This is a genomic window from Dryocola mayonis, assembly GCF_051307045.1.
Taxonomy (GTDB): domain Bacteria; phylum Pseudomonadota; class Gammaproteobacteria; order Enterobacterales; family Enterobacteriaceae; genus Dryocola.
In genome coordinates this window covers 2,749,179-2,771,265 of the sequence record NZ_CP150452.1, presented here as the reverse complement: position 1 = coordinate 2,771,265, position 22,087 = coordinate 2,749,179, and the positions used below count along the sequence as shown (strand labels likewise).

At 44.3% G+C, this 22,087-nt stretch carries 15 protein-coding genes and 4 pseudogenes; all 19 read left to right on the top strand.

The features are described 5' to 3' along the window. Positions 1 to 41: 41 nt before the first annotated feature. The 19 genes and pseudogenes from wcaJ (at position 42) to wzzB (ending at position 22,056) form a co-directional block, all read left to right on the top strand. Positions 42 to 1,436: an undecaprenyl-phosphate glucose phosphotransferase gene (wcaJ, locus tag WLO32_RS13450; RefSeq protein WP_435945574.1), complete on the top strand. Its 1,395-nt coding sequence runs from the start codon at positions 42 to 44 to the stop codon at positions 1,434 to 1,436. A gap of 11 nt (positions 1,437 to 1,447) precedes the next feature. Continuing rightward, positions 1,448 to 2,927 (top strand): annotated as a pseudogene (locus tag WLO32_RS13445) (MOP flippase family protein). A 30-nt stretch (positions 2,928 to 2,957) separates the two neighbouring features. Continuing rightward, complete coding sequence (wcaK, locus tag WLO32_RS13440) at positions 2,958 to 4,238, top strand: colanic acid biosynthesis pyruvyl transferase WcaK (RefSeq protein WP_435945573.1); 1,281 nt, start codon at positions 2,958 to 2,960, stop codon at positions 4,236 to 4,238. Continuing rightward, positions 4,235 to 5,455 carry a colanic acid biosynthesis glycosyltransferase WcaL gene (gene wcaL / locus WLO32_RS13435; RefSeq protein WP_435945572.1) on the top strand — a complete coding sequence of 407 codons (1,221 nt, stop codon included), beginning with the start codon at positions 4,235 to 4,237 and terminating at the stop codon, positions 5,453 to 5,455. The genes wcaK and wcaL overlap by 4 nt, the downstream gene beginning before the upstream one ends. 50 nt (positions 5,456 to 5,505) lie before the next feature. After that, positions 5,506 to 6,912 carry a colanic acid biosynthesis protein WcaM gene (gene wcaM, locus WLO32_RS13430; protein WP_435948304.1) on the top strand — a complete coding sequence of 469 codons (1,407 nt, stop codon included), beginning with the start codon at positions 5,506 to 5,508 and terminating at the stop codon, positions 6,910 to 6,912. A 177-nt stretch (positions 6,913 to 7,089) separates the two neighbouring features. After that, positions 7,090 to 7,987: pseudogene (gene galF / locus WLO32_RS13425) on the top strand (UTP--glucose-1-phosphate uridylyltransferase GalF). Between the two features lie 371 nt (positions 7,988 to 8,358). After that, positions 8,359 to 9,436, top strand: a pseudogene (gene rfbB / locus WLO32_RS13420) (dTDP-glucose 4,6-dehydratase). Position 9,437: 1 nt separating this feature from the next. Next, positions 9,438 to 10,304 (top strand): glucose-1-phosphate thymidylyltransferase RfbA, encoded by an 867-nt coding sequence (gene rfbA, locus WLO32_RS13415; protein ID WP_435945571.1) that lies wholly within the window; start codon positions 9,438 to 9,440, stop codon positions 10,302 to 10,304. A 1-nt stretch (position 10,305) separates the two neighbouring features. Next, on the top strand, positions 10,306 to 10,701 hold the full coding sequence (locus tag WLO32_RS13410; RefSeq protein ID WP_435945570.1) for a sugar 3,4-ketoisomerase: 396 nt from the start codon (positions 10,306 to 10,308) through the stop codon (positions 10,699 to 10,701). Then, positions 10,701 to 11,171: an acyltransferase gene (locus tag WLO32_RS13405; protein ID WP_435945569.1), complete on the top strand. Its 471-nt coding sequence runs from the start codon at positions 10,701 to 10,703 to the stop codon at positions 11,169 to 11,171. The genes WLO32_RS13410 and WLO32_RS13405 overlap by 1 nt, the downstream gene beginning before the upstream one ends. Further along, positions 11,164 to 12,267, top strand: coding sequence for a DegT/DnrJ/EryC1/StrS family aminotransferase (locus tag WLO32_RS13400; RefSeq protein ID WP_435945568.1), 1,104 nt, complete (start codon positions 11,164 to 11,166; stop codon positions 12,265 to 12,267). Before WLO32_RS13405 ends, WLO32_RS13400 begins: the two co-directional genes overlap by 8 nt. Next, complete coding sequence (locus WLO32_RS13395; RefSeq protein ID WP_435945567.1) at positions 12,264 to 13,514, top strand: O-antigen translocase; 1,251 nt, start codon at positions 12,264 to 12,266, stop codon at positions 13,512 to 13,514. Before WLO32_RS13400 ends, WLO32_RS13395 begins: the two co-directional genes overlap by 4 nt. Positions 13,515 to 13,529: 15 nt before the next feature. After that, positions 13,530 to 14,300, top strand: a complete 771-nt coding sequence (locus tag WLO32_RS13390; RefSeq protein WP_435945566.1) for a glycosyltransferase family 2 protein — start codon at positions 13,530 to 13,532, stop codon at positions 14,298 to 14,300. Between the two features lie 225 nt (positions 14,301 to 14,525). Further along, positions 14,526 to 15,791 carry a DUF6337 family protein gene (locus tag WLO32_RS13385; RefSeq protein WP_435945565.1) on the top strand — a complete coding sequence of 422 codons (1,266 nt, stop codon included), beginning with the start codon at positions 14,526 to 14,528 and terminating at the stop codon, positions 15,789 to 15,791. A gap of 91 nt (positions 15,792 to 15,882) precedes the next feature. Continuing rightward, positions 15,883 to 16,977, top strand: a complete 1,095-nt coding sequence (locus WLO32_RS13380) for a glycosyltransferase (RefSeq protein WP_435945564.1) — start codon at positions 15,883 to 15,885, stop codon at positions 16,975 to 16,977. A gap of 25 nt (positions 16,978 to 17,002) precedes the next feature. After that, the gene (locus WLO32_RS13375) at positions 17,003 to 17,764 is read left to right on the top strand and encodes a glycosyltransferase family 2 protein (RefSeq protein WP_435945563.1); all 762 of its coding nucleotides are present in this window, start codon (positions 17,003 to 17,005) and stop codon (positions 17,762 to 17,764) included. Between the two features lie 24 nt (positions 17,765 to 17,788). Next, on the top strand, positions 17,789 to 18,955 hold the full coding sequence (locus tag WLO32_RS13370) for a nucleotide sugar dehydrogenase (RefSeq protein ID WP_435945562.1): 1,167 nt from the start codon (positions 17,789 to 17,791) through the stop codon (positions 18,953 to 18,955). 194 nt (positions 18,956 to 19,149) lie between these two features. Beyond that, positions 19,150 to 20,563 (top strand): annotated as a pseudogene (gndA, locus tag WLO32_RS13365) (NADP-dependent phosphogluconate dehydrogenase). A 506-nt stretch (positions 20,564 to 21,069) separates the two neighbouring features. Further along, positions 21,070 to 22,056, top strand: a complete 987-nt coding sequence (wzzB, locus tag WLO32_RS13360) for an LPS O-antigen chain length determinant protein WzzB (RefSeq protein ID WP_435945561.1) — start codon at positions 21,070 to 21,072, stop codon at positions 22,054 to 22,056. Positions 22,057 to 22,087: the final 31 nt, after the last annotated feature.

Sequence of the window (22,087 nt, the reverse complement as noted above, 5' to 3'; positions counted from 1 at the left end):
GGGAAGAGGGGATCCGTCACCCTTTTGATAAAGGTAAAACGATGACAAATCTAAAAAAGCGCGAGCTGCCAAAAACGAACGCATCGTTAATCTCCATGGTGCAACGTTTCTCAGACATAGCCATTATGTTTGTCGGGTTATGGGTGGTGTGTAAGGTCAACGCGTTGCCGTTTTTGTACATGCATCTGCTGATGGCTCTGCTTACCCTCGTTGTATTCCAGATGATTGGCGGCATTACCGATTTCTATCGCTCCTGGCGCGGCGTGAAAATTTCCAGTGAGCTGCTGCTGCTGCTGCAAAACTGGACCCTGAGCCTGATTTTTAGCGCCGGTCTGCTAGCCTTTAATCCTGATTTCGACGGCTCTTTTTGGGTGTACTTCGCCTGGTATGTCCTGACCAGCTTCGGCATGGTCGTCTGCCGCTCACTTATCCGCTTCGGCGCGGGCTGGCTGCGCAATATGGGTTATAACACCCGCCGCATTGCTATCGCCGGCTCCCTGCCGGTAGGCCGTACGCTCGCCAACAGTTTCCGTAACGAACCCTGGTTAGGTTTTGAGGTGAAAGGGGTTTATGACGATATGCAGCCCGCCACCGATCTCGGTGACTACGCGGGCAGCTTCGCGGATCTTGTTGAAGAGGCGCGTTCCGGCCGCATCGATAACGTCTATATCGCGATGGCGATGAGTGAAGAAGGCCGCATTAAAAACCTGGTGCGCGAGCTGACGGATACCACCTGTTCGGTGCTGCTTATTCCTGACGTCTTCACCTTTAATATTCTCAACGCCCGCACCGAAGAGGTGAACGGCGTGCCGGTTGTTCCGCTGTTTGATACGCCGCTAAGCGGCATCAACCGGGTGCTAAAACGCCTTGAAGATATCGTGCTCGCTTCGATGATTCTGCTGCTGATTTCTCCGGTGCTGCTGTGCATCAGCGTAGCGGTAAAAGCCACCTCTCCCGGGCCGGTTATCTTCCGCCAGACCCGTTACGGAATGGACGGCAAGCCGATTAAGGTGTGGAAATTCCGCTCGATGAAGGTGATGGAGAACGACGCGGTGGTGGTGCAGGCCACGAAAGGGGACAAGCGAATTACGCCGGTCGGTAACTTCCTGCGCCGCACCTCTCTTGACGAGCTGCCTCAGTTTATCAACGTGCTGCTGGGCGGGATGTCGATCGTAGGTCCGCGGCCGCACGCCGTCGCCCACAACGAGCAGTATCGTTCGCTGATTGAAGGCTACATGCTGCGCCACAAGGTGAAGCCGGGCATTACCGGCTGGGCGCAGATCAACGGCTGGCGCGGCGAAACGGACACGCTTGAGAAAATGGAAAAGCGCGTTGAGTTTGACCTCGAATACATCCGCGAATGGAGCCTGTGGTTCGATATCAAAATCGTCTTCCTGACCATTTTCAAAGGCTTTGTTAACAAAGCCGCCTATTGAATGAGACGCTCATGAGCCTGAGAGAAAAAACCATCAGCGGCGCCAAGTGGTCTGCTATCGCTACGATCATCATCATCGGCCTCGGGCTGGTGCAGATGACCGTGCTGGCGCGCATTGTCGACAATACCGAGTTTGGGCCTGTTGACCGTATCGCTGGTGATCATCGCGCTGGCGGATACGCTGTCGGATTTTGGTATCGCCAATTCTATTATTCAGCGCAAGGAGATAAGCCATCTTGAGCTGACGACCCTTTACTGGCTGAACGTCGGCCTGGGTTTAACGGTATTTGCGGTGGTGTTTTTGCTAAGCGACTTTATTGCCGGCGTGCTGCATACGCCAGCCCTGTCGCCGCTGATTAAAACGCTTTCCTTTGCCTTTATCATTATTCCCCACGGCCAGCAGTTCCGCGCCCTGATGCAAAAGGAGCTGGAGTTTTCAAAAATCGGCTCTATCGAAACGGTTTCCGTGCTGGCGGGCTTTACGGTGACGGTCAGCGCTGCGATGTACTACCCGTTCGCCATGACCGCCATCGTCGGTTATCTGGTCAATACCCTGGTGCGCACCTCGCTGTTTAGCTTTTTCGGCCGCAGGATTTACCGGCCGGGCTTGCACTTTTCGCTCAAATCCGTGGGGGCTAACCTCAAATTCGGCGCGTGGCTGACCGCCGACAGCATCATCAACTACGTGAACACCAACCTTTCCACCCTGGTGCTGGCGCGCATTCTCGGCGCGGGCGTGGCGGGGGGATATAACCTTGCGTACAACGTGGCGGTAGTGCCGCCGATGAAGCTCAACCCTATTATTACCCGCGTGCTGTTCCCGGCCTTTGCCAAAATCCAGGACGACACCGCCAGGCTGCGCGTGAACTTCTACAAGCTGCTGTCGATTGTCGGCATCATCAACTTCCCGGCGCTGCTCGGCCTGCTGGTGGTGTCGAATAACTTCGTGCCGCTGGTGTTTGGCGAGAAGTGGACGTTCATTACGCCCGTCCTGCAGCTGTTGTGCGTCGTCGGCCTGCTGCGCTCCATCGGCAACCCTATTGGTTCCCTGCTGATGGCGAAAGCGCGCGTGGATATCAGCTTCAAATTCAACGTCTTTAAAACCTGCCTGTTTATTCCGGCGATTATCGTCGGCGGACATCTCGGCGGCGCGCTCGGCGTAACCCTGGGCTTCCTGTTCGTCCAGGTGGTGAATACGGTGCTGAGCTATTTCATCATGATTAAGCCGGTGCTGGGATCGAGCTATCGGGAGTACATCGCCAGCATCTGGCTGCCGTTTTATCTTTCCATTCCAACGCTTGTCATCAGCGCCGCTTTAGGCGTGGCGCTGAAGGGGCATTTACCCCTGGCCGCACTGCTCGGCGTACAAATTGCCGCGGGCGCGCTCGCCTTTATCGTCATGCTGTCGCTTTCCCGCAATGCGCTGGTGGTGGAGATGAAACGCCAGTTTATCCGTCACGAACGTTTAAAAGCGCTGCTTCGCGCAAGCTAAGAACCCCCTTTAAAAAGAGGTCTGAGGTATATGAAATTATTGATTCTTGGCAACCACACCTGCGGCAACCGCGGTGACAGCGCCATTTTGCGCGGCCTGATTGATGCCATTACCACCATTGATGAAAGCGTGCAGGTCGACGTGATGAGCCGCTACCCGGTGAGTTCCGCCTGGCTGCTGGGCCGCCCGGTGCTGGGCGACGGCCTGTACAAGCAGATGAAGCAGCATAACAACGCCGTGGGGCTGATGGGGCGCGTTAAAAAAGTGCTGCGCCGTAAATATCAGCACCAGGTTTTAATGGCTAAGGCCACCGACAGCGGCCGCCTGCGCAATATCTCCGTCCCGCAGGGCTTTATCGATTTTGTGAAATCGCTGCAAAAATATGACGCAATTATTCAGGTCGGCGGCTCGTTCTTCGTCGATTTATACGGCGTTTCACAGTTCGAGCACGCGCTGTGCAGCTTTATGGCGAAAAAGCCGGTGTACATGATTGGCCACAGCGTTGGTCCATTCCAGGATCCGCAGTTTAACCAAATGGCGAGCTACGCGTTCGGCAACGCCAAATCGCTGATCCTGCGCGAGTCCGTAAGCCTCGATCTGATGAAGCAAAGCAATATTGATACCAGCAAGGTTGAGCAGGGCGTGGATACCGCCTGGCTGGTGGATCATCACCAAGAAAGCTTTGTGCCGAGCTACGCGGTGCGGCACTGGCTGGACACCATCAGGCGCAGGAAAACCGTCGCCATCACGTTGCGCGAGCTTGCGCCTTTCGATAAGCGCCTTGGCACCACGCAGCAAGCCTACGAGCAGGCGTTTGCCGCCGTGGTCAATCGGGTGATCGAGCAGGGCTATCAGGTGCTGGCGCTTTCAACCTGTACGGGAATCGACAGCTACAACAAAGATGACCGCATGGTGGCGCTGAACCTGCGCCAGTACGTAAATAATCCCGACCAGTATCACGTGGTGATGGACGAGCTCAACGATCTGGAGATGGGCAAAATCCTCGGCGAATGCGAGCTGACCGTTGGCACGCGCCTGCACTCCGCCATCATTTCGATGAACTTCGGCACCCCGGCCATCGCCATCAACTACGAACACAAATCCGCGGGCATCATGCAGCAGCTGGGCATGCCGGAGATGGCTATCGATATCCGCCAGCTTCTTGACGGCTCCCTGCAGGGCGTTGTGGCGGACGTGCTGGGCCAGCTGCCGGCAATCAACGAGCGCCTTGTTCAGGCGGTGAGCGCCGAGCGTGAAACCGGCCTGCGCATGGTCGAGTCTGTTCTGACCCGCGTAAAGGAGGCCAAATGAAGGTCGGCTTCTTCCTGCTCAGGTTCCCCGTCGCCTCTGAAACCTTCGTGCTCAACCAGATCGTGGCCTTTATCGAGATGGGCTATGAGGTTGAAATCGTCGCGATGCAAAAGGGTGATTTGACCAATACTCATGCCGCGTTCAACGAATACAACCTTGCTGAAAAAACGACGTGGCTGATGGACGAGCCGGAAGGGAAGGCGGCTAAGCTGCAATCCCGCGCTTTGAATACGCTGCGCGGCGCGCTTCGTCCCCGTACCTGGCGCGCGCTGAACGCTTCGCGCTATGGCGAGGAGGCCCGGAATTTAATTCTGTCATCCATTTGCGGGCGCAACTCGCGGACGCTGCGGGCGGATGTGTTTATCGCCCACTTTGGTCCGGCAGGCGTAACTGCCGCCAAGCTGCGCGAGCTGGGCCTGCTGCAGGGAAAAATCGCTACCGTCTTCCACGGTATCGATATTTCAGGACGCGAGGCGCTGGCGCACTACACGCCTGAATATCAAAAGCTGTTTGCGCGCGGCGACCTGATGCTGCCGATAAGCAACCTGTGGGCCGGGCGGCTGGAAAAAATGGGCTGCCCGCCGGCGAAAATTGCCGTTTCACGCATGGGCGTCGATATGGACCGCTTCTCGCTGCGCCCCATCAAGGCGCCCGCCGGCACGCTTGAGATAATTTCCGTGGCGCGTCTGACCGAGAAAAAAGGGCTGCACGTGGCCATTGAAGCCTGCCGCCTGCTCAAAGAGCGCGGCGTGGATTTTCGTTACAACATACTTGGCATCGGCCCCTGGGAAACCCGCCTGCGCACGCTTATCGAACAGCATCAGTTAGACGACGTGGTGTTTATGCCGGGCTTTAAGCCGAACCATGAAGTGAAAGCGATGCTCGACGAAGCCGATCTGTTTTTGCTGCCGTCCGTGACGGGCGAAGATGGCGATATGGAAGGCATTCCGGTAGCGCTCATGGAGGCGATGGCGGTGGGGATCCCGGTGGTATCGACCGTTCACAGCGGCATTCCCGAGCTTATCGATGCCGGCCGTTCAGGCTGGCTGGTGCCGGAATACGATGCCGCTGCGCTTGCCGACCGGCTGCAGGCCTTTGCAGACGTGGGCGAAAGCGAGCTGAAGCCTATGCTGACCCAGGCGCGTGCGAAAGTAGAAACTGAATTTAACCAGAAAGTTATTTATCAGAAGTTAGCCCATCAGCTCCATACGCTGTAAACCCACCGAGTGAAGCTTCACGAGGACGTATGCGCAAAAGATTTCAATCCATGGTCCCTTCTTTTTCCTCCTCCCGCCGCAGGCTGCTGTGGGCCGGTTCAGTTCTGGCCGCGGCGCCCTTGTTTTTACCCCGCAGCGTTTTTGCCGCCGGCGGCAAAAGCGAGGTAAACATCCAACAGTTCTATAAGGGCGACTGGATTGCCGCCTTCAAACAGGCCTTTGCCGCTGCTGATACCGTCGTCGTGCCCGTTGATTTGGTCTGCGACAGCATCAACACGGCCATTTTTATGCCGCAAGGCAAAACGCTGCTGGTACGTGGCGGCCTGAAAGGCAACGGCAAGGGACGTTTCGTGCTGCAGGACGGCTGCCGGATTCTGGGCGAGAAGGGCGGAAGGTTTAATAATATTATTCTTGATGTCCGGGGCTCTGAGTGCACCATTAAAGGCATCGATATGAGCGGGCTTGCGCCGGTGATGCAGATTTATATCGGCGGTAAAGAGAAGCGCACGATGCGCAACCTGGTTATCGATGACATCACCATACACGATGCGAACTACGGCATCCTGCGCCAGGGTTTTCACAACCGCCTGGAGAACGTGAAGATCACCAACGGCCGCTTCAGCCATCTGCAGGGCGATGCCATTGAATGGAACGTGGCGATTAACGATAGCGACCTGCTTATCTCGGATCATGTGATTGATAACATTGACTGCACCAACGGCAAGATAAACTGGGGGATTGGCATAGGGCTTGCGGGAAGCACCTACAACAACGCCTATCCGGAAGACCAGGCGGTGAAGAATTTCGTGGTGGCCAACATCACCGGCAGCAATTGCCGCCAGCTTGTCCACGTTGAAAACGGCAAGCATTTCATTATCCGCAACGTCAAGGCGCGCAATATTAATCATACCTTTAGCAAAAAGGCCGGAATTGATAATGCCACGGTAGCAATTTATGGCTGTGATAATTTCGTCATTGATAATATCGATATGGTAAATAGCGCCGGCTTCCTTATTGGCTACGGCGTTATTAAAGGCAACTATTTATCCATCCCGCAAAACTTCCGCCTTAACGACATCACCCTTGATAACAGCAACATGCCGTATAAAGCCCGCGGCATCCAGATCTCTTCCGGCAACGCCACCTCCTTTGTGGCTATCACCAATATGACAATGAAGGGGGCGACGCTTGAGCTGAACAACAAGCCGCAGCACCTTTTCCTGAGGGACGTCAACGTGATGCAGCGTGCCACAACAGGGCCCGCGCTGAAGCTGCGCTTCGATTTACGTAAGGACGTGCGGGGCCGCTTCATGGCGAAAGACGACACGCTGCTGTCGCTCGCCAACGTTCGGGCGGTAAACGAGAAAGGGGAGAGCTCGGTGGATATCGACCGGGTGGACCATCAGCATGTGAACACCAGCAACCTGAATTTTGCGCTGCCTTCGTTGGCTGAATAAACCCTCACGCATCTTTGCGAGTTTTCCGAGCCCTTATTGCCGTTAATAAGGGCTTTTTAGTTTTGTATCCTCCGGGCCGGGGGATAAGATGAAGTACAAACTTTGGGGATCAATTCATGCTGGCATCAGAGCACGAAAAGACTATAATCCCTCAACCATTTAAGAGGTGGGTTAAATATGATTAATTTGAAAGCAGTTATCCCGGTAGCCGGTCTTGGCATGCATATGCTGCCTGCGACAAAAGCCATCCCGAAAGAGATGTTGCCGATCGTAGATAAGCCGATGATCCAGTATATCGTCGATGAAATCGTGGCTGCAGGCATCAAAGAAATCGTCCTGGTAACCCACTCTTCCAAGAACGCGGTCGAAAACCATTTCGATACTTCTTATGAGCTTGAGGCCCTGCTGGAACAGCGCGTGAAGCGCCAGCTGCTGGCCGAGGTGCAGTCAATTTGTCCGCCGGGCGTGACCATTATGAACGTGCGTCAGGCACAACCGCTTGGCCTGGGCCATTCCATTTTGTGCGCTCAACCCATTGTCGGCGATAATCCTTTCGTCGTTGTGCTGCCTGACGTCGTGCTGGACAACGCCAGCGCCGACCCACTGCGCTATAATCTGGCGGCGATGGTCGCGCGTTTCAATGACACCGGCCGCAGCCAGGTGCTGGCGAAACATATGCCGAATGAAGATCTGTCCGCCTATTCCGTTATCACCACCAAAGAACCGCTGGATAACGACGGGCAGGTGAGCCGTATCGTTGACTTCGTTGAAAAGCCGGATCAGCCGCAAACGCTGGATTCAGACCTGGCGGCCGTCGGGCGCTATGTTCTGTCTGCCGATATCTGGCCGGAGCTTGAGAAAACCGAGCCGGGCGCATGGGGGCCGTATCCAGTTAACGGATGCTATCGCTGCGCTGAATGAAAAACAGCCGGTTGAAGCCGCGCTGATGACGGGCGAGAGCTACGACTGCGGCAAGAAAATGGGTTACATGAAGGCCTTTGTAAACTATGGCCTGCGCAACCATAAGGAAGGGCAGAAGTTCCGTGAGAGCATCAAACAGATGCTGGCTCGTTGATCTTATATCAATGAAAAAAAAGACTTTATGAAAAGAGCGGCAGTTAAAGTGGCGGCAAAGTTGCGATTGGGCAGCTTTATCGGGACTGACTGCCGTTTTTTTATGTAAGCGATAAAAAGTCAGAGATGCTTCATATCTGAATATATAGTAAACCGTTATTCTTTTATCTATTCAAATGTGTTGCAGAACAAATATCAATTTAGACCATAAATTAAGCGTCATATGTCAGTATTCTGGTAGCTGTTGAGCCAGGGGCGGTAGCGTGGATAAATATCTGTTTTACTCAGTACCTGTTGTCTTCCCTTTGGAATTATCATCTTCAGTATAAATAATGAAGATAATGATCACATATTTAGAGAGAGAATCTTTTCGTGAAAATTCTTGTTACTGGTGGTGCCGGTTTTATCGGTTCTGCGGTCGTTCGTCACATCATAAATAATACTCAAGACAGCGTCGTCAATGTCGATAAATTGACCTATGCAGGTAATCTGGAATCCCTGGCAGAAGTTTCCGATAGCGGACGCTACGCGTTCGTGCAGGCAGATATCTGTGACAGAAATGCTTTAGATAAGATTTTTTCAGAACACCAGCCGGACGCGATAATGCATCTGGCGGCTGAAAGCCATGTCGATCGCTCTATCACCGGGCCCTGCAGAGTTTATTGAAACCAACATTGTCGGCACTTATATCCTTCTGGAAGCCGCAAGGGCATATTGGTCACAACTGGAAAATAATCGTAAAGCTGGCTTCCGTTTCCATCATATTTCCACAGATGAAGTTTACGGCGATTTACCGCATCCGGACGAACGCCCAGCGGGTGAAGCATTGCCTCTGTTTACAGAAACAACTTCTTATGCGCCGAGCAGTCCCTACTCCGCTTCGAAAGCGTCAAGCGATCATCTGGTTCGGGCATGGCTGCGCACTTACGGTTTCCCGACCATAGTGACAAATTGCTCCAATAACTATGGTCCGTATCATTTCCCTGAAAAACTGATTCCTCTGGTAATCCTCAATGCTCTTGAAGGTAAGAATCTGCCGGTCTATGGCAAAGGCGACCAGATCAGAGACTGGCTATATGTTGAAGACCATGCACGAGCGCTCTATACCGTTGTAACTCAGGGGCGAATTGGCGAGACATACAACATCGGCGGGCATAACGAGAAGAAAAATCTCGATGTCGTACTGACTATCTGCGATCTGCTTGATGAAATTGTTCCGAAAGCCATTCCTTACCGCGAGCAAATTACTTATGTTGCTGACCGTCCAGGTCACGATCGCCGCTATGCAATTGATGCTGAAAAAATTAGCTGTGAGCTTGGCTGGAAACCACAGGAAACATTTGAAAGCGGCATTCGTAAAACCGTCGAATGGTATTTGGCTAATCAACAATGGTGCCGTCGAGTTCAGGATGGTAGTTATCAACGTGAGCGCTTAGGATTAGGTAATTAAAATGAAAGGCATTATTCTAGCGGGTGGATCAGGAACTCGGCTGTATCCTATAACAATGGGTGTATCAAAACAGTTATTGCCAATTTATGATAAGCCTATGATTTATTATCCATTGTCAGTGTTAATGCTGGCAGGGATTCGTGAAATCCTGATTATCACTACTCCTGAGGATCAGGACTCCTTTAAACGATTATTAGGTAATGGTGATGCATTTGGCATTCACCTGGAATATGCAGTACAACCAACTCCTGATGGATTAGCACAGGCTTTTATTATTGGCGAAAAATTTATTGGCCAGGATTCAGTTTGCCTCGTATTGGGCGATAATATTTTCTTCGGTCAAGGGTTTAGTCCAAAGTTACGTGCTGTGGCTGAAAAAAATAAAGGTGCTACCGTTTTCGGTTATCAGGTAATGGATCCAGAACGTTTTGGAGTCATTGAGTTTGATGAAACTCTTAAAGCTATCTCTATTGAAGAAAAGCCAGCCCAGCCTAAATCACATTGGGCAGTAACAGGTCTTTATTTCTATGATAACTCGGTAATTGATATTGCAAAAAGTGTTAAGCCATCGCCGCGAGGGGAACTAGAGATTACTTCTATTAATGATGTATATTTAAAAAGAAATGCTTTAAACGTTGAATTGTTGGGGCGCGGTTTTGCATGGCTAGATACTGGGACTCATGATAGTTTGATCGAAGCCGGTAGTTTTGTAGAAACAGTTCAAAAAAGACAGGGTATGATGGTCGCCTGTCCAGAAGAGATCGCATGGCGAAACGGTTGGCTTGATGACAATACGTTGCTTGAAAGTGGGAACTTGCTGAAAAAAAACCACTATGGTCAATATTTACTTAGATTATTAAATAAATAAAATGAAAATAGAAATAATTCCACTACAGATTCACGGTGATGATCGCGGTTCGCTTGTTGCCCTTGAAACAGAAAAAAATATTCCTTTTGAAATTAAGCGAGTATATTATCTTTTTGATACAAAAGATAAAGTTATTAGGGGGTATCATGCCCATAAGGTGCTCAAACAAGTTGCTATTGCAGTAAGGGGCTCATGCCGCTTTACATTAGATGATGGCAAAGAAAGAGTTGATGTTATATTAAATAATCCGGCTCAAGGTTTATTAATAGAATCTTTTATTTGGAGAGAAATGTCGGATTTTTCTCCAGACTGCGTTTTAATGGTTTTAGCCGATAGTTTATATGACGAATCTGATTATGTCAGAGATTATGAACAATTTATAAAAATGGTGGGGTAATGTATATTCATCCACTCAGTGATGTGCAAACACAAGATATAGGTCAGGGTACCAGAATATGGCAATATAGTGTTATTTTAAAGAATGCACGGATAGGTCAAAACTGTAATATATGTGCTCATACTCTTATTGAAAATGATGTTATTATTGGTGATAATGTTACTGTTAAATCTGGCGTTTACATTTGGGATGGGACTACGATCGAGGATAACGTTTTTATCGGTCCTTGTGTAGCATTTACAAATGATAAATTCCCACGTTCAAAAGTATATCCTGAAATATATCCTCGTATCTTAATAAAAAAGAATGCTTCTATTGGCGCTAACGCAACCATCTTGCCAGGAATAATTATTGGTGAAAACAGTATGGTAGGTGCTGGCGCTGTAGTTACAAAAAATGTCCCGGATAATACGGTTGTAGTCGGTAATCCCGCTAAAGTTATTAAAAAAATAGGTGATTTTAATGATTGATTTTCTAAATCTCAAAAGAATAAATAAACGTTACGAAAATGAGTTATTAGAGGCATGCGCTCGTGTTATTGATTCGGGTTGGTATATACAAGGAAAAGAGTTAACTCAGTTTGAAAATGAATTCGCAAATTATTGCGGTGTCAAATATGCTATTGGTGTTGCTAATGGTTTAGATGCACTGATTTTAGTTTTACGTGCATGGAAAGAACTCGGAAAGTTAAAAGATAACGATAAGGTATTTGTACCTGCAAATACTTATATTGCATCGATAATGGCAATTACGCAAAATAATCTTATCCCTGTATTGATTGAACCCGATGCTGACACCTTTAATATTACTTACGATGGTCTTGTGAATTCATGGGAAGACGGTGTGAAAGCTATTTTGCCAGTGCATTTATATGGTCAAATTGCCCCCATGAGAGAAATAATGCGTTTTGCCAAAGAAAAGAATCTACTTGTACTCGAAGATTCAGCCCAGGCGCACGGTGCTTCTGTTGATGGTAAAAAATCGGGAGCATGGGGCGATGCTGCAGGTTTTAGCTTTTATCCGGGTAAAAATCTTGGCGCATTAGGCGATGCCGGAATGATTACTACTAACAGCGAGGAATTAGCTGATATTTTAAAAACATTAAGAAATTATGGCTCTCAGAAAAAGTATGAAAATTTGTACGTTGGCTATAATAGCCGCCTTGATGAAATTCAGGCAGCCATGTTACGTGTAAAGTTAAATTATCTTGAAAATGAAATTCAGTCTCGTAGAAATATTGCTAAAAGATATCTGGAAGAGATTATAAATCCGGAAGTTAAGCTACCCTTAGTAAGTAACTCAGAAGGTCATGTCTGGCATCTTTTTGTCATTCGCTGCAAGAACCGAGAACTGTTGCAACAGCATCTTATGAATAATGATATTCAAACATTAATTCATTATCCTTTGCCTCCACATAAACAACAAGCTTATAGCGAAATGAATAATTATAGCTTACCGCTTACTGAACTCATACATAAGGAGGTTCTCTCACTACCGATGGATCCCAATATGACGGCTGAAGAAGTAACGAAAGTTATTAAGTATGTAAATGAGTTTGCTAAATGAAAAAACTCTTTTCCGTTACAATTTTTACAGCGATGCTAACACTATTTCGGATGCTTAGCGGATTTGTAATAGCAAAAGTTGTGGCGGTATATACTGGCCCCACAGGAGTAGCAATGCTGGGCCAGGTGCAAAGCATGATTACTTCTCTTAATGGTGTTGTAATAGCTCCAGTTGGTAGTGGAGTCGTAAGATATACTGCAGAACATTCTGCCAATGGCTATGATGCTTGTGCGAAATGGTGGCAAGCATCATTCCAATGGGCTTTTGGCTTAATGTTAATCGTTGCGCCAGTAACTATATTATTTAGCAGCTCATTGTCTTCATTTTTATTCAAAACTGCTGATTATTCGTGGTTGGTAATACTATGTTGTTTAGTATTGCCATTTTCAATTATTAATACTGCATTAATTTCAGTGGTCAATGGGCAGCAACAGTACAAACGCTATGTTAGTATTGGGTTTATATCTGTTACTGTTTCAACTATCGTCATGCTCTGGTTAGTTTATGTATATAATTTAAAAGGAGCATTAATAGCGCTCGCTTTTAATTCATCTATTGCTGGGGTGGTGATTTTAACGTTATCATTGCGTCAGCCATGGCTAAAATTTAAATTTTGGTTTGGACGCTCTGATAATGAAAAACGTAAGGCGATAGGTGGTTACGTTATCATGGCTGTAACTTCTGCTGTTGCAGCACCTTTTGCTCTTGTAGTTGTAAGGAATTTATTAATTTCTTACTCAGGTTGGGTTGGGGCGGGGCAATGGCAGGCCGTATGGAAAATATCTGAAGTTTATTTAGCTATAATCACTATGGGATTGAGTACCTATTATTTGCCGCAGCTTTCGAAACTTAATGGTATAGCGGAAATAAAAAAAGAAATAAACCAAACCGTAAAAGTAATAATGCCACTAGTTATCTTTTTGGCATTTCTCGTGTATATATGTCGCGACTTAATTATATACGTCTTATTTACCGAAGATTTTAAAGCCGCAAGGGATTTGTTTAGCATCCAGCTTGCTGGCGATGTAGTGAAAATATTAGCATGGCTCTACGCCTTTCCAATGCTGGCACGAGGTGCAACCCGCTGGTTTGTTTTCTCAGAAATCTTTTTTGCCATAACTTTAATATTTTTAAGTTGGGTATTTATTCATTATTTGGGTATACAGGGCGCAAATTGGGGTTATCTGGTAAATTATATTTTTTATTTTCTATTTGTCTTTTTAAATTTAGAGAAGTTTTCTCGATAATCAGGGATAAGAATAATGAGTAAAATTGTTTCCGTTATGGTTTTAACATTTAATTCAGCCACAACTATCGTAGAAACTTTAGATAGCATATTACACCAAACCATTGGCACAAAAAATATTGAGTTAATTATCTCAGATGATGCTTCTCAGGACGATACAGCTGTTGTAATACAAGCATGGCTTGATATAAATAGATATAAATTTAATCATGTGCATTTTTTGAAACATGCACTAAACCAAGGGGTATCAAAAAATTGCAATGCAGGCTGGCAAGCATGTACCTCTGAATGGATTAAAACCATTGGGGGAGATGATCTTCTTGAGCCTGAATGTTTAGAACTCAATCTTACATATGTTGATAAAAACCCCGATTGTAATATTGTTTTTTCAAAAATGCAGTGGTTCGGCAGAATAAACAAAGTAACACCTGAACCTTATAATAAAGATTTTTTTAATTTGACAGCTTCTGAGCAATATAATTACCTAAAATTTAAAAGCTTCAATATTGCTCCTGCTTCTTTTATACGTCGCGAAACCTTAGCTAATATTGGGTATGCTGATGAAAGGTTCCGTACAATAGAAGATTTGCCATTGTGGTTACGTTTTACAAAGAATGGTAATAAATTGCATTATTTCCCTACTATTACAGTTAAATATCGAATTTCTGATTCAGCCTCTAAACATTCTAAAAGATATGTTAACGAACGTTTTTTAGAAGACCTTATGAAAATTTATGGTGAGTTACCTTTCAGAAGTGTGCAAGGTTTAGGCGCTAAGGGCCCTTAAGTTTGACATGACAACATTATTGTACGGTAAAAAGTTAATAGCCAGATTAACAAACAATCGTGTTAGTTATTTATCAAGATTTTTAGATTATATACATTTATTATTAAGACCGTTTTATATTTTTATTAAAATAAAAAGACACCTTGTCAATTATATTAATAAAAACAATTGAGGTGCGTTCTCTTATGTAGTTAAAGGTTTACCAGTGAACTGGCCGAGGAAAATATGGTTGTATTTTTTTGTTTAATGCTAATGTTGGGAACTGCATTTGATTATTATATATGGAAGAAAATCACTCCATGTATGGTTTCTTTTGTAGGCGTATTTTTTATAATCTTTGTCCATGCACTTATAGGCGAGCCATTAGGCTTTATTGCAATAGAACCTACTATTTATATATTTATTTTGCTTTTTTATGTAGTTGGGCTCACTGCCAGTATAAGTTGCGCATTTTTAATGGCCTCGCTGACGCGTAATATACCTTATTCAAACTACAATATTAGCAAAAAATATCCGCCTGGTGTTCGTACAACTATTTTAAGTATATCTTTTGCGGTCGCTTTATTATGCCTTTATTTTATATTCCATGCCTGGCAGGTTGCCGGGTCTTTTGTTAGTGATGATTTTGAAGGTTTATTGAGTTATGGAGTTATTGGCCATGTGTTTTCTTTGCTCGTTGCATTAATTCCATTTGTACTAAAATGCTTCCATACAAAACGTTCTAAAAGCGTGTTTTTATTTATTGTGTTTATTTTGTTCCTTTTGTTTATGAAACAAGTGAAGTATTGGGTAATGATACCATTGGTTTGGATTTTTTGGTATTCTATGGTAGCTGGTTATATTAAAATGAGCGCGAAAAAAATATTATTATTATGTGTATTGATCGTCTCGGCTTTAATATTACTATTCTTTTCCGTATATTTTATGAAGGTTGTTTTTAGCGGTGATGAAGTTAATGTTGATTATGGTGTTTTATTTTATGACATCATGATTCATTTTTTCGGATATTTATATTCTGGTGTTTTAACTTTCTCCGTTTTCATTACTAAAGGTATGTACAATAACCTTGTGGCTAATGATATTTTAGGTTTGTTTTCTGGGCCAGTTAATATTATAAACCTGCTGTTGGGGGATGATTTAATAAATCTCACATTACCAAAATCAATGGAGATTATCAATACATACTCTGGAACATCAGGGAATGTACCAACTATATGGGGTACATTGCTTATGGCTGCAGGTTACTACTCTTTTATTATATACTTTATGATTATTTTCTTTGTTTCCTTCCTGCAGTGGATGACTAAGTATTCCGGATTGTTTTATATTCTGTATACATTCATGACATCGTTTTTGTTCTTCAGTTGGTTCGATTATTATTATTATCTACTTATGCCATTTGAAGTGATTATTTTATGCTCTATTTTTTATCTGATTTTTGAACGTGGACATTTAAAAAATAGTCAATATATAAGCACAAAAACACAATAGATTGAGAGCGCTACTTCTATAAAGACCATGTTGTGCTTAATTGCTATATAACCTGATGCTTTATGTTGATATGGATTTTAGGAAAGTTATAATGAAATACGCCATCGTTATTCCTACGTTAACCGTAGGTGGTGCAGAAAAAATAGCACTTGAAACTGCCATTGGTATTTATAAAAAAGGGCATAAAGTCAGTATAATAGTGTTATCAGCATCTATAGATTTAAATGTTCCTGATTATATAAAAGTTGTGCAAATTAAAAAAAATAAATTATATAATTTGATTTCATATTTGAAAGATAATAAATTTGATGGTTGTATTAGTTATATGGAGCGAGCTAATCTACTCTGTGCTTTAGCCTGTAAAGTGACAAAGACTAATTTCTGTGCATCAGTGCATACAGCACCAAAGGCAGGCTTTGCTCAAAGGAAATTAATAAATAAAATTGCTATTAGCTTAACATACAGATTGTTGCGATTATTAAATTCTAAAGTAATTTGTGTATGCAATGGCATTAAAAACGATCTTCAGCAACTTTATAAAATAAAAAATTCGATAGTTATCCCTAATTTTATAAACCAGGATGAAATCGCTAAAAAGGCAAGTGTAAATATTAAGACGCGTGAAAAATATGATTTTTTATTTGTAGGGCGGCTATCAAAAGTTAAAGGTTGTGATATATTAATAGATGCAATTATTGCGAATAAGACTTTATATACCGAGAATAACATTTCCACTATAATTATTGGTGATGGACCAGAGCGCAATAATCTTGAAAATAGAATTATTAACGCTAATCTTAGCCAATATGTCCAATTCCTCGGCACAATTGATAATCCCTACTCTTATATGCAAGACTCTAAATTTCTGGTGGTACCATCTTATGCGGAAGGATTTGGGTTGGTGATCCTGGAAGGGCTCAGTTTGGGTTGTAATATAATTTATTCGGAATGTGATTTTGGGCCTAAAGAGATAATTACTAATTATTTCCCTGAAATGCAATCCTTAAGTATTTCTGATCCTGGCAAAAATAGAGATATCGCGGTTGAACAAATGAAAATGATAATTAATAAAGTAATTGTTGATGGTTATAGCAATCCTGTAAGTTTTAATGAAGTACAGTCAAGAATAAATATTTACTATAACCGTTCTTTAGTATGCGATAAAATAATACAATCCTTTAATTGATTATCATCTCCGGATTAAAGCAATTATGAATGATTTGGTTTCCATCATTATGCCGACATTTAATTCGGCAGCAACTATAAAAGAAAGTATACAATCTGTTTTAGAGCAAACGTATCCTCATTGGGAGTTACTTATTACCGATGATTGCTCCACAGACGATACTCTTAAAATAATTCAGAGATTTGCCGCCAGCGACTCACGTATCAAATTTTTTCAAAACAAAATAAATTCAGGCGCTGGTGTTTCTCGTAATAATTGTATTGCAAATGCTCTGGGCCGTTTTATTGCGTTTCTTGATAGCGATGATATGTGGCAAAAAGATAAGCTAACTCGGCAAGTATCTTTTATGCTAGAAAATAAATATTATCTTACTTACACGCAATATCAGAAGATTGATCAATATGGTAATATCACGGGAAAAATTCATCCACCACAGCGTGTAAATTATTCTGAACTTTTGAAGGCTAATGTCATTGGGTGTCTTACAGCTATGTATGATACGAATAGACTAGGTAAAGTATATATGCCTACTATTCGAAAACGGCAGGATATGGCGCTTTGGCTCAAAATACTTGAAGAAATTGATTATGCCTGGTGCCTTCAGGAAGAGTTGGCTTTTTACAGAGAAGGACATCAAAGTTTATCATCTAATAAGATAAAAATTCTGTTCTCACAATGGGTGTTTTATAAAGAATATTTAAAATTTAATACTATAAAAGCTGCATGGTATTTTGGTTTTTATATTATAAGATCTATTAAGAAACATGGCATCAAAAAAAGCAATTAGAAAGAATGGCTGATGGATATAATCATGAAAATAACTGTTGTTGGATCAGGATATGTTGGTATTTCAAATGGAATATTGATGGCGCAGCATCATGAAGTCGTTGCCCTTGATATTGTTCAATCAAAGGTTGATCTCTTAAATGGAAAAAGGTCGCCAATAGTTGATAATGAAATTCAAGAATATCTCAGTACTAAAAAATTAAACTTTCATGCGACGACCAATAAGTCAGTAGCTTATAAAAATGCAGATTTTGTAATCATAGCTACACCAACCGATTACGATCCCAAGTCAAATTATTTTAATACATCCAGTGTTGAAAAGGTCATCATGGATGTTTTAGAAATTAATCCTCTGGCGGTTATGGTAATTAAATCGACCGTTCCTGTGGGTTTTACTAAATCTATCCGAGAAAAATATGGCATAGATAATATTTTCTTTTCACCTGAGTTTTTACGTGAAGGGAAGGCACTTTATGATAACCTTCATCCGTCACGTATCGTTATCGGTGAACGCTCTGCACGGGCGCAGATTTTTGCCAATTTACTGCTTGAAGGTGCAATAAAAAAAGATGTACCCGTATTGTTTACAGACTCGACCGAGGCTGAAGCTATCAAGCTCTTTGCAAACACATATCTTGCCATGCGAGTAGCTTATTTCAATGAGCTTGATAGTTATGCTGAGCACTTAGGATTAAGTTCACAACAAATTATAGAAGGTGTGTGTCTTGATCCACGAATTGGCAATCATTATAACAATCCTTCATTTGGTTATGGTGGTTATTGCTTACCAAAAGATACTAAACAGCTTCTGGCTAATTACGAGAAGGTCCCAAATAATTTAATTGGAGCCATTGTTGACGCTAACCGTACACGTAAGGATTTTATTGCGGATTCTATTATCCACCGCAATCCTAAAGTGGTAGGTGTTTATCGTTTAATCATGAAAAGTGGTTCTGATAATTTTCGAGCTTCATCTATTCAGGGTATCATGAAGCGTCTTAAAGCAAAAGGTATTGAGGTCGTTATTTACGAGCCGGTGATGGCAGAGAATGAATTCTTTAAGTCACGCGTAATTAGAGATCTCGATATATTCAAGCAGCAGTCTGACGTTATTATTTCAAATCGTATGGCTGAAGAATTAAGTGATGTTAAGAATAAAGTTTATACACGTGATCTGTTCGGTAGTGATTAACCTGACCTTGAAAAGATGAAATTCTGTGTAAGTTTTTTTCTAGATTAAACACGATCGGTCCGTACAGCTTCCAGGCACTTGTGACGGCTATCGCATCAAACGCTATCCTCCAGCGTTAAACCTGAGTTAACATCGAAGCTACATTAATGCTGCGTACTGCTATGCAGCTACCATCCTCAAGACAGGAGTTTGTAATGTCCAAACAGCAGATCGGCGTCGTTGGTATGGCAGTGATGGGGCGCAACCTGGCGCTCAATATCGAAAGCCGTGGCTATACCGTTTCCGTGTTCAACCGCTCTGGCGACAAGACTGAAGAAGTCATCGCTGAGAACCCGGGCAAGAAGCTGGTTCCTTACTATACGGTACAGGAGTTTGTTGAATCCCTTGAAACTCCTCGTCGTATTCTGTTGATGGTTAAGGCAGGTGAGGCCCACGGACAAAACCATCGACTCCCTCAAGCCATACCTTGAGAAAGGCGACATTCTGATCGATGGTGGTAACACCTTCTTCCTGGATACTATTCGTCGTAACCGTGAACTGTCTGCGGAAGGCTTCAACTTTATCGGTACCGGCGTTTCTGGTGGGGAAGAGGGCGCGCTGAAAGGTCCATCCATCATGCCTGGCGGTCAGAAAGAAGCTTATGAACTGGTTGCGCCAATTCTTAAGCAAATCGCAGCGGTTGCTGAAGATGGTGAACCTTGTGTGACCTATATCGGCGCGGATGGCGCTGGCCACTACGTGAAGATGGTTCACAACGGTATCGAATACGGCGACATGCAGCTCATTGCCGAAGCCTATGCGCTGCTTAAAGGCGGCCTGAATCTTTCCAACGAAGAACTGGCAGCTACCTTTACCGAATGGAATAAAGGTGAGCTGAGCAGCTACCTCATCGACATTACTAAAGACATCTTCACTAAAAAAGATGAAGAAGGAAAATACCTGGTCGATGTGATTCTTGACGAAGCGGCCAACAAAGGCACCGGCAAGTGGACCAGCCAGAGCTCGCTGGATCTGGGCGAACCGCTGTCTCTTATTACTGAATCAGTTTTCGCGCGTTATATCTCTTCTTTGAAAGAGCAGCGTGTCGCCGCCTCTAAAGTGCTGAGCGGGCCACAGGCCAAGCCGTTCACTGGCGATAAAACTGAGTTTGCAGAAAAGGTTCGTCGTGCGCTGTACCTGGGTAAAATTGTTTCCTATGCGCAGGGCTTCTCTCAGCTACGTGCTGCGTCGGAAGAGAATAACTGGGATCTGAACTACGGCGAGATTGCCAAAATCTTCCGTGCGGGCTGCATTATCCGTGCCCAGTTCCTGCAGAAAATCACCGATGCCTATGCACAAAACCCGGCAATTGCTAACCTGCTGCTGGCTCCTTACTTCAAGAAGATTGCAGACGAGTATCAGCAGGCTCTGCGTGATGTCGTGTCTTACGCAGTACAGAACGGCATTCCGACGCCTACTTTCTCTGCCGCTATCTCTTACTACGATAGCTATCGCTCAGCGGTTCTGCCGGCGAACCTGATTCAGGCGCAGCGCGACTATTTTGGTGCGCATACCTATAAGCGTACTGATAAAGAAGGTGTGTTCCATACCGAGTGGATGGAAAAGTAATTATTTTCATTAAGTTATAATGAAAACTGAAACCAGTGCGAGAATATTCTCCACTGGTTTTTTAATGTACCTGTATATTTTTTCTATCGCTGCCGGTAATGACAAAATTCATTTGCTGATTTCTATGGCTCGGTACAGGCACGCATGAAAGCCCGACGGTAGCGTTGTAGTTTGCACATATCCCTGAAAAAATAACGGCTCGAAGTCCCTTGCCTGTTGTTTGTTTAACCAATGGATATTCTGGTTTATTAAATTTTTATTTAGAAATAGCTGTTTTCACTACTTGTTAAGCGATTACCTCTATTTTGATCGCTGTTCAATTTAAGCACATGTTCTTTTTCTGATTATTATTTGATCGTTTTATTTGTGTTTAGTACATTATTCACCCTGATTTCTTCAACTTTTCTGAAAAAATTCAGAGTTCTTCCCGGGTTTTTCTGGTTTTACCCGATTATACTTAACCTGTAATTTTTCGCGTTTTGTGAACTATTTCTCTTAGGGTAATCATGAATCAAGATAACAAGAATGTGATGAGAAATCATATTGATAGCAATCAAGAATCTATTGATTTACTTGATATTTTTATGCAATTGTGGAGGGGAAAGGTGACTATTATCACTTTTACCGCCATAGCTATTATTGTCGCCGTAGTCTACCTGTTCGTTGCTAAAGAGAAATGGACTTCCACAGCTGTTATTGCGCAACCGGACGCTGCGCAAATTGCCACCTATAACAATGCGTTGAATGTCATCTATGGGAATGCAGCCCCTAATATTACGGATGTACAGTACCGCGTTGTTGGCCGTTTAAGCTCTTTGATGTCGGCTTTGTCCGAAACTCTGGACAATCTTGAGGAGCCCGAAAAACTGACGATTGAGCCTTCGGTTAAAGGTCAGGCATTACCCCTGAAAATTTCCTACGTGGGGGATACGCCGGAGAGTGCGCAAGCGAAGGTTGCCCAGTATCTTCAACAAGTTGATGAGCAGGTTGGCGAGGAGTTAGGCGTTGATCTTAACGACAGCATCAAATTGCAAATCACTACTCTTGAAGATTCTTTGAAAACACAGCAGAAAGTTGCTCAGGAACAGAAAGATTTACGAATTAAGCAAATCAGCGAGGCGCTGAAATTTGCCACTGAGGCGAAGGTTACGTCTCCTCAGGTTCAGCAGGGCACAGACGTAACGCAGGATACTCTGTTCCTGTTAGGCAGCGAAGCTCTGACCTCTATGATTAAAAACGAAGCAACTCGCCCGTTGGTCTTCTCGGGTACTTACTATCAAACAAAACAAAACCTGTTTGATATACAGAACCTGAAAATCGATCCAAAAACTATCCATGCTTACCGGTATGTGATGAAACCAACCCTTCCTATTCGCCGTGATAGTCCAAGGCGCGGTATTACGCTGATACTGGCAGCATTACTTGGTGGGATGATTGGTGCCGGCGTGGTGATAGGACGGAATGTGGTTCGTAATTATAAAACTGTTGCCTAAGCCTTTAAAATTCATGAAAAAGGCCGCTACT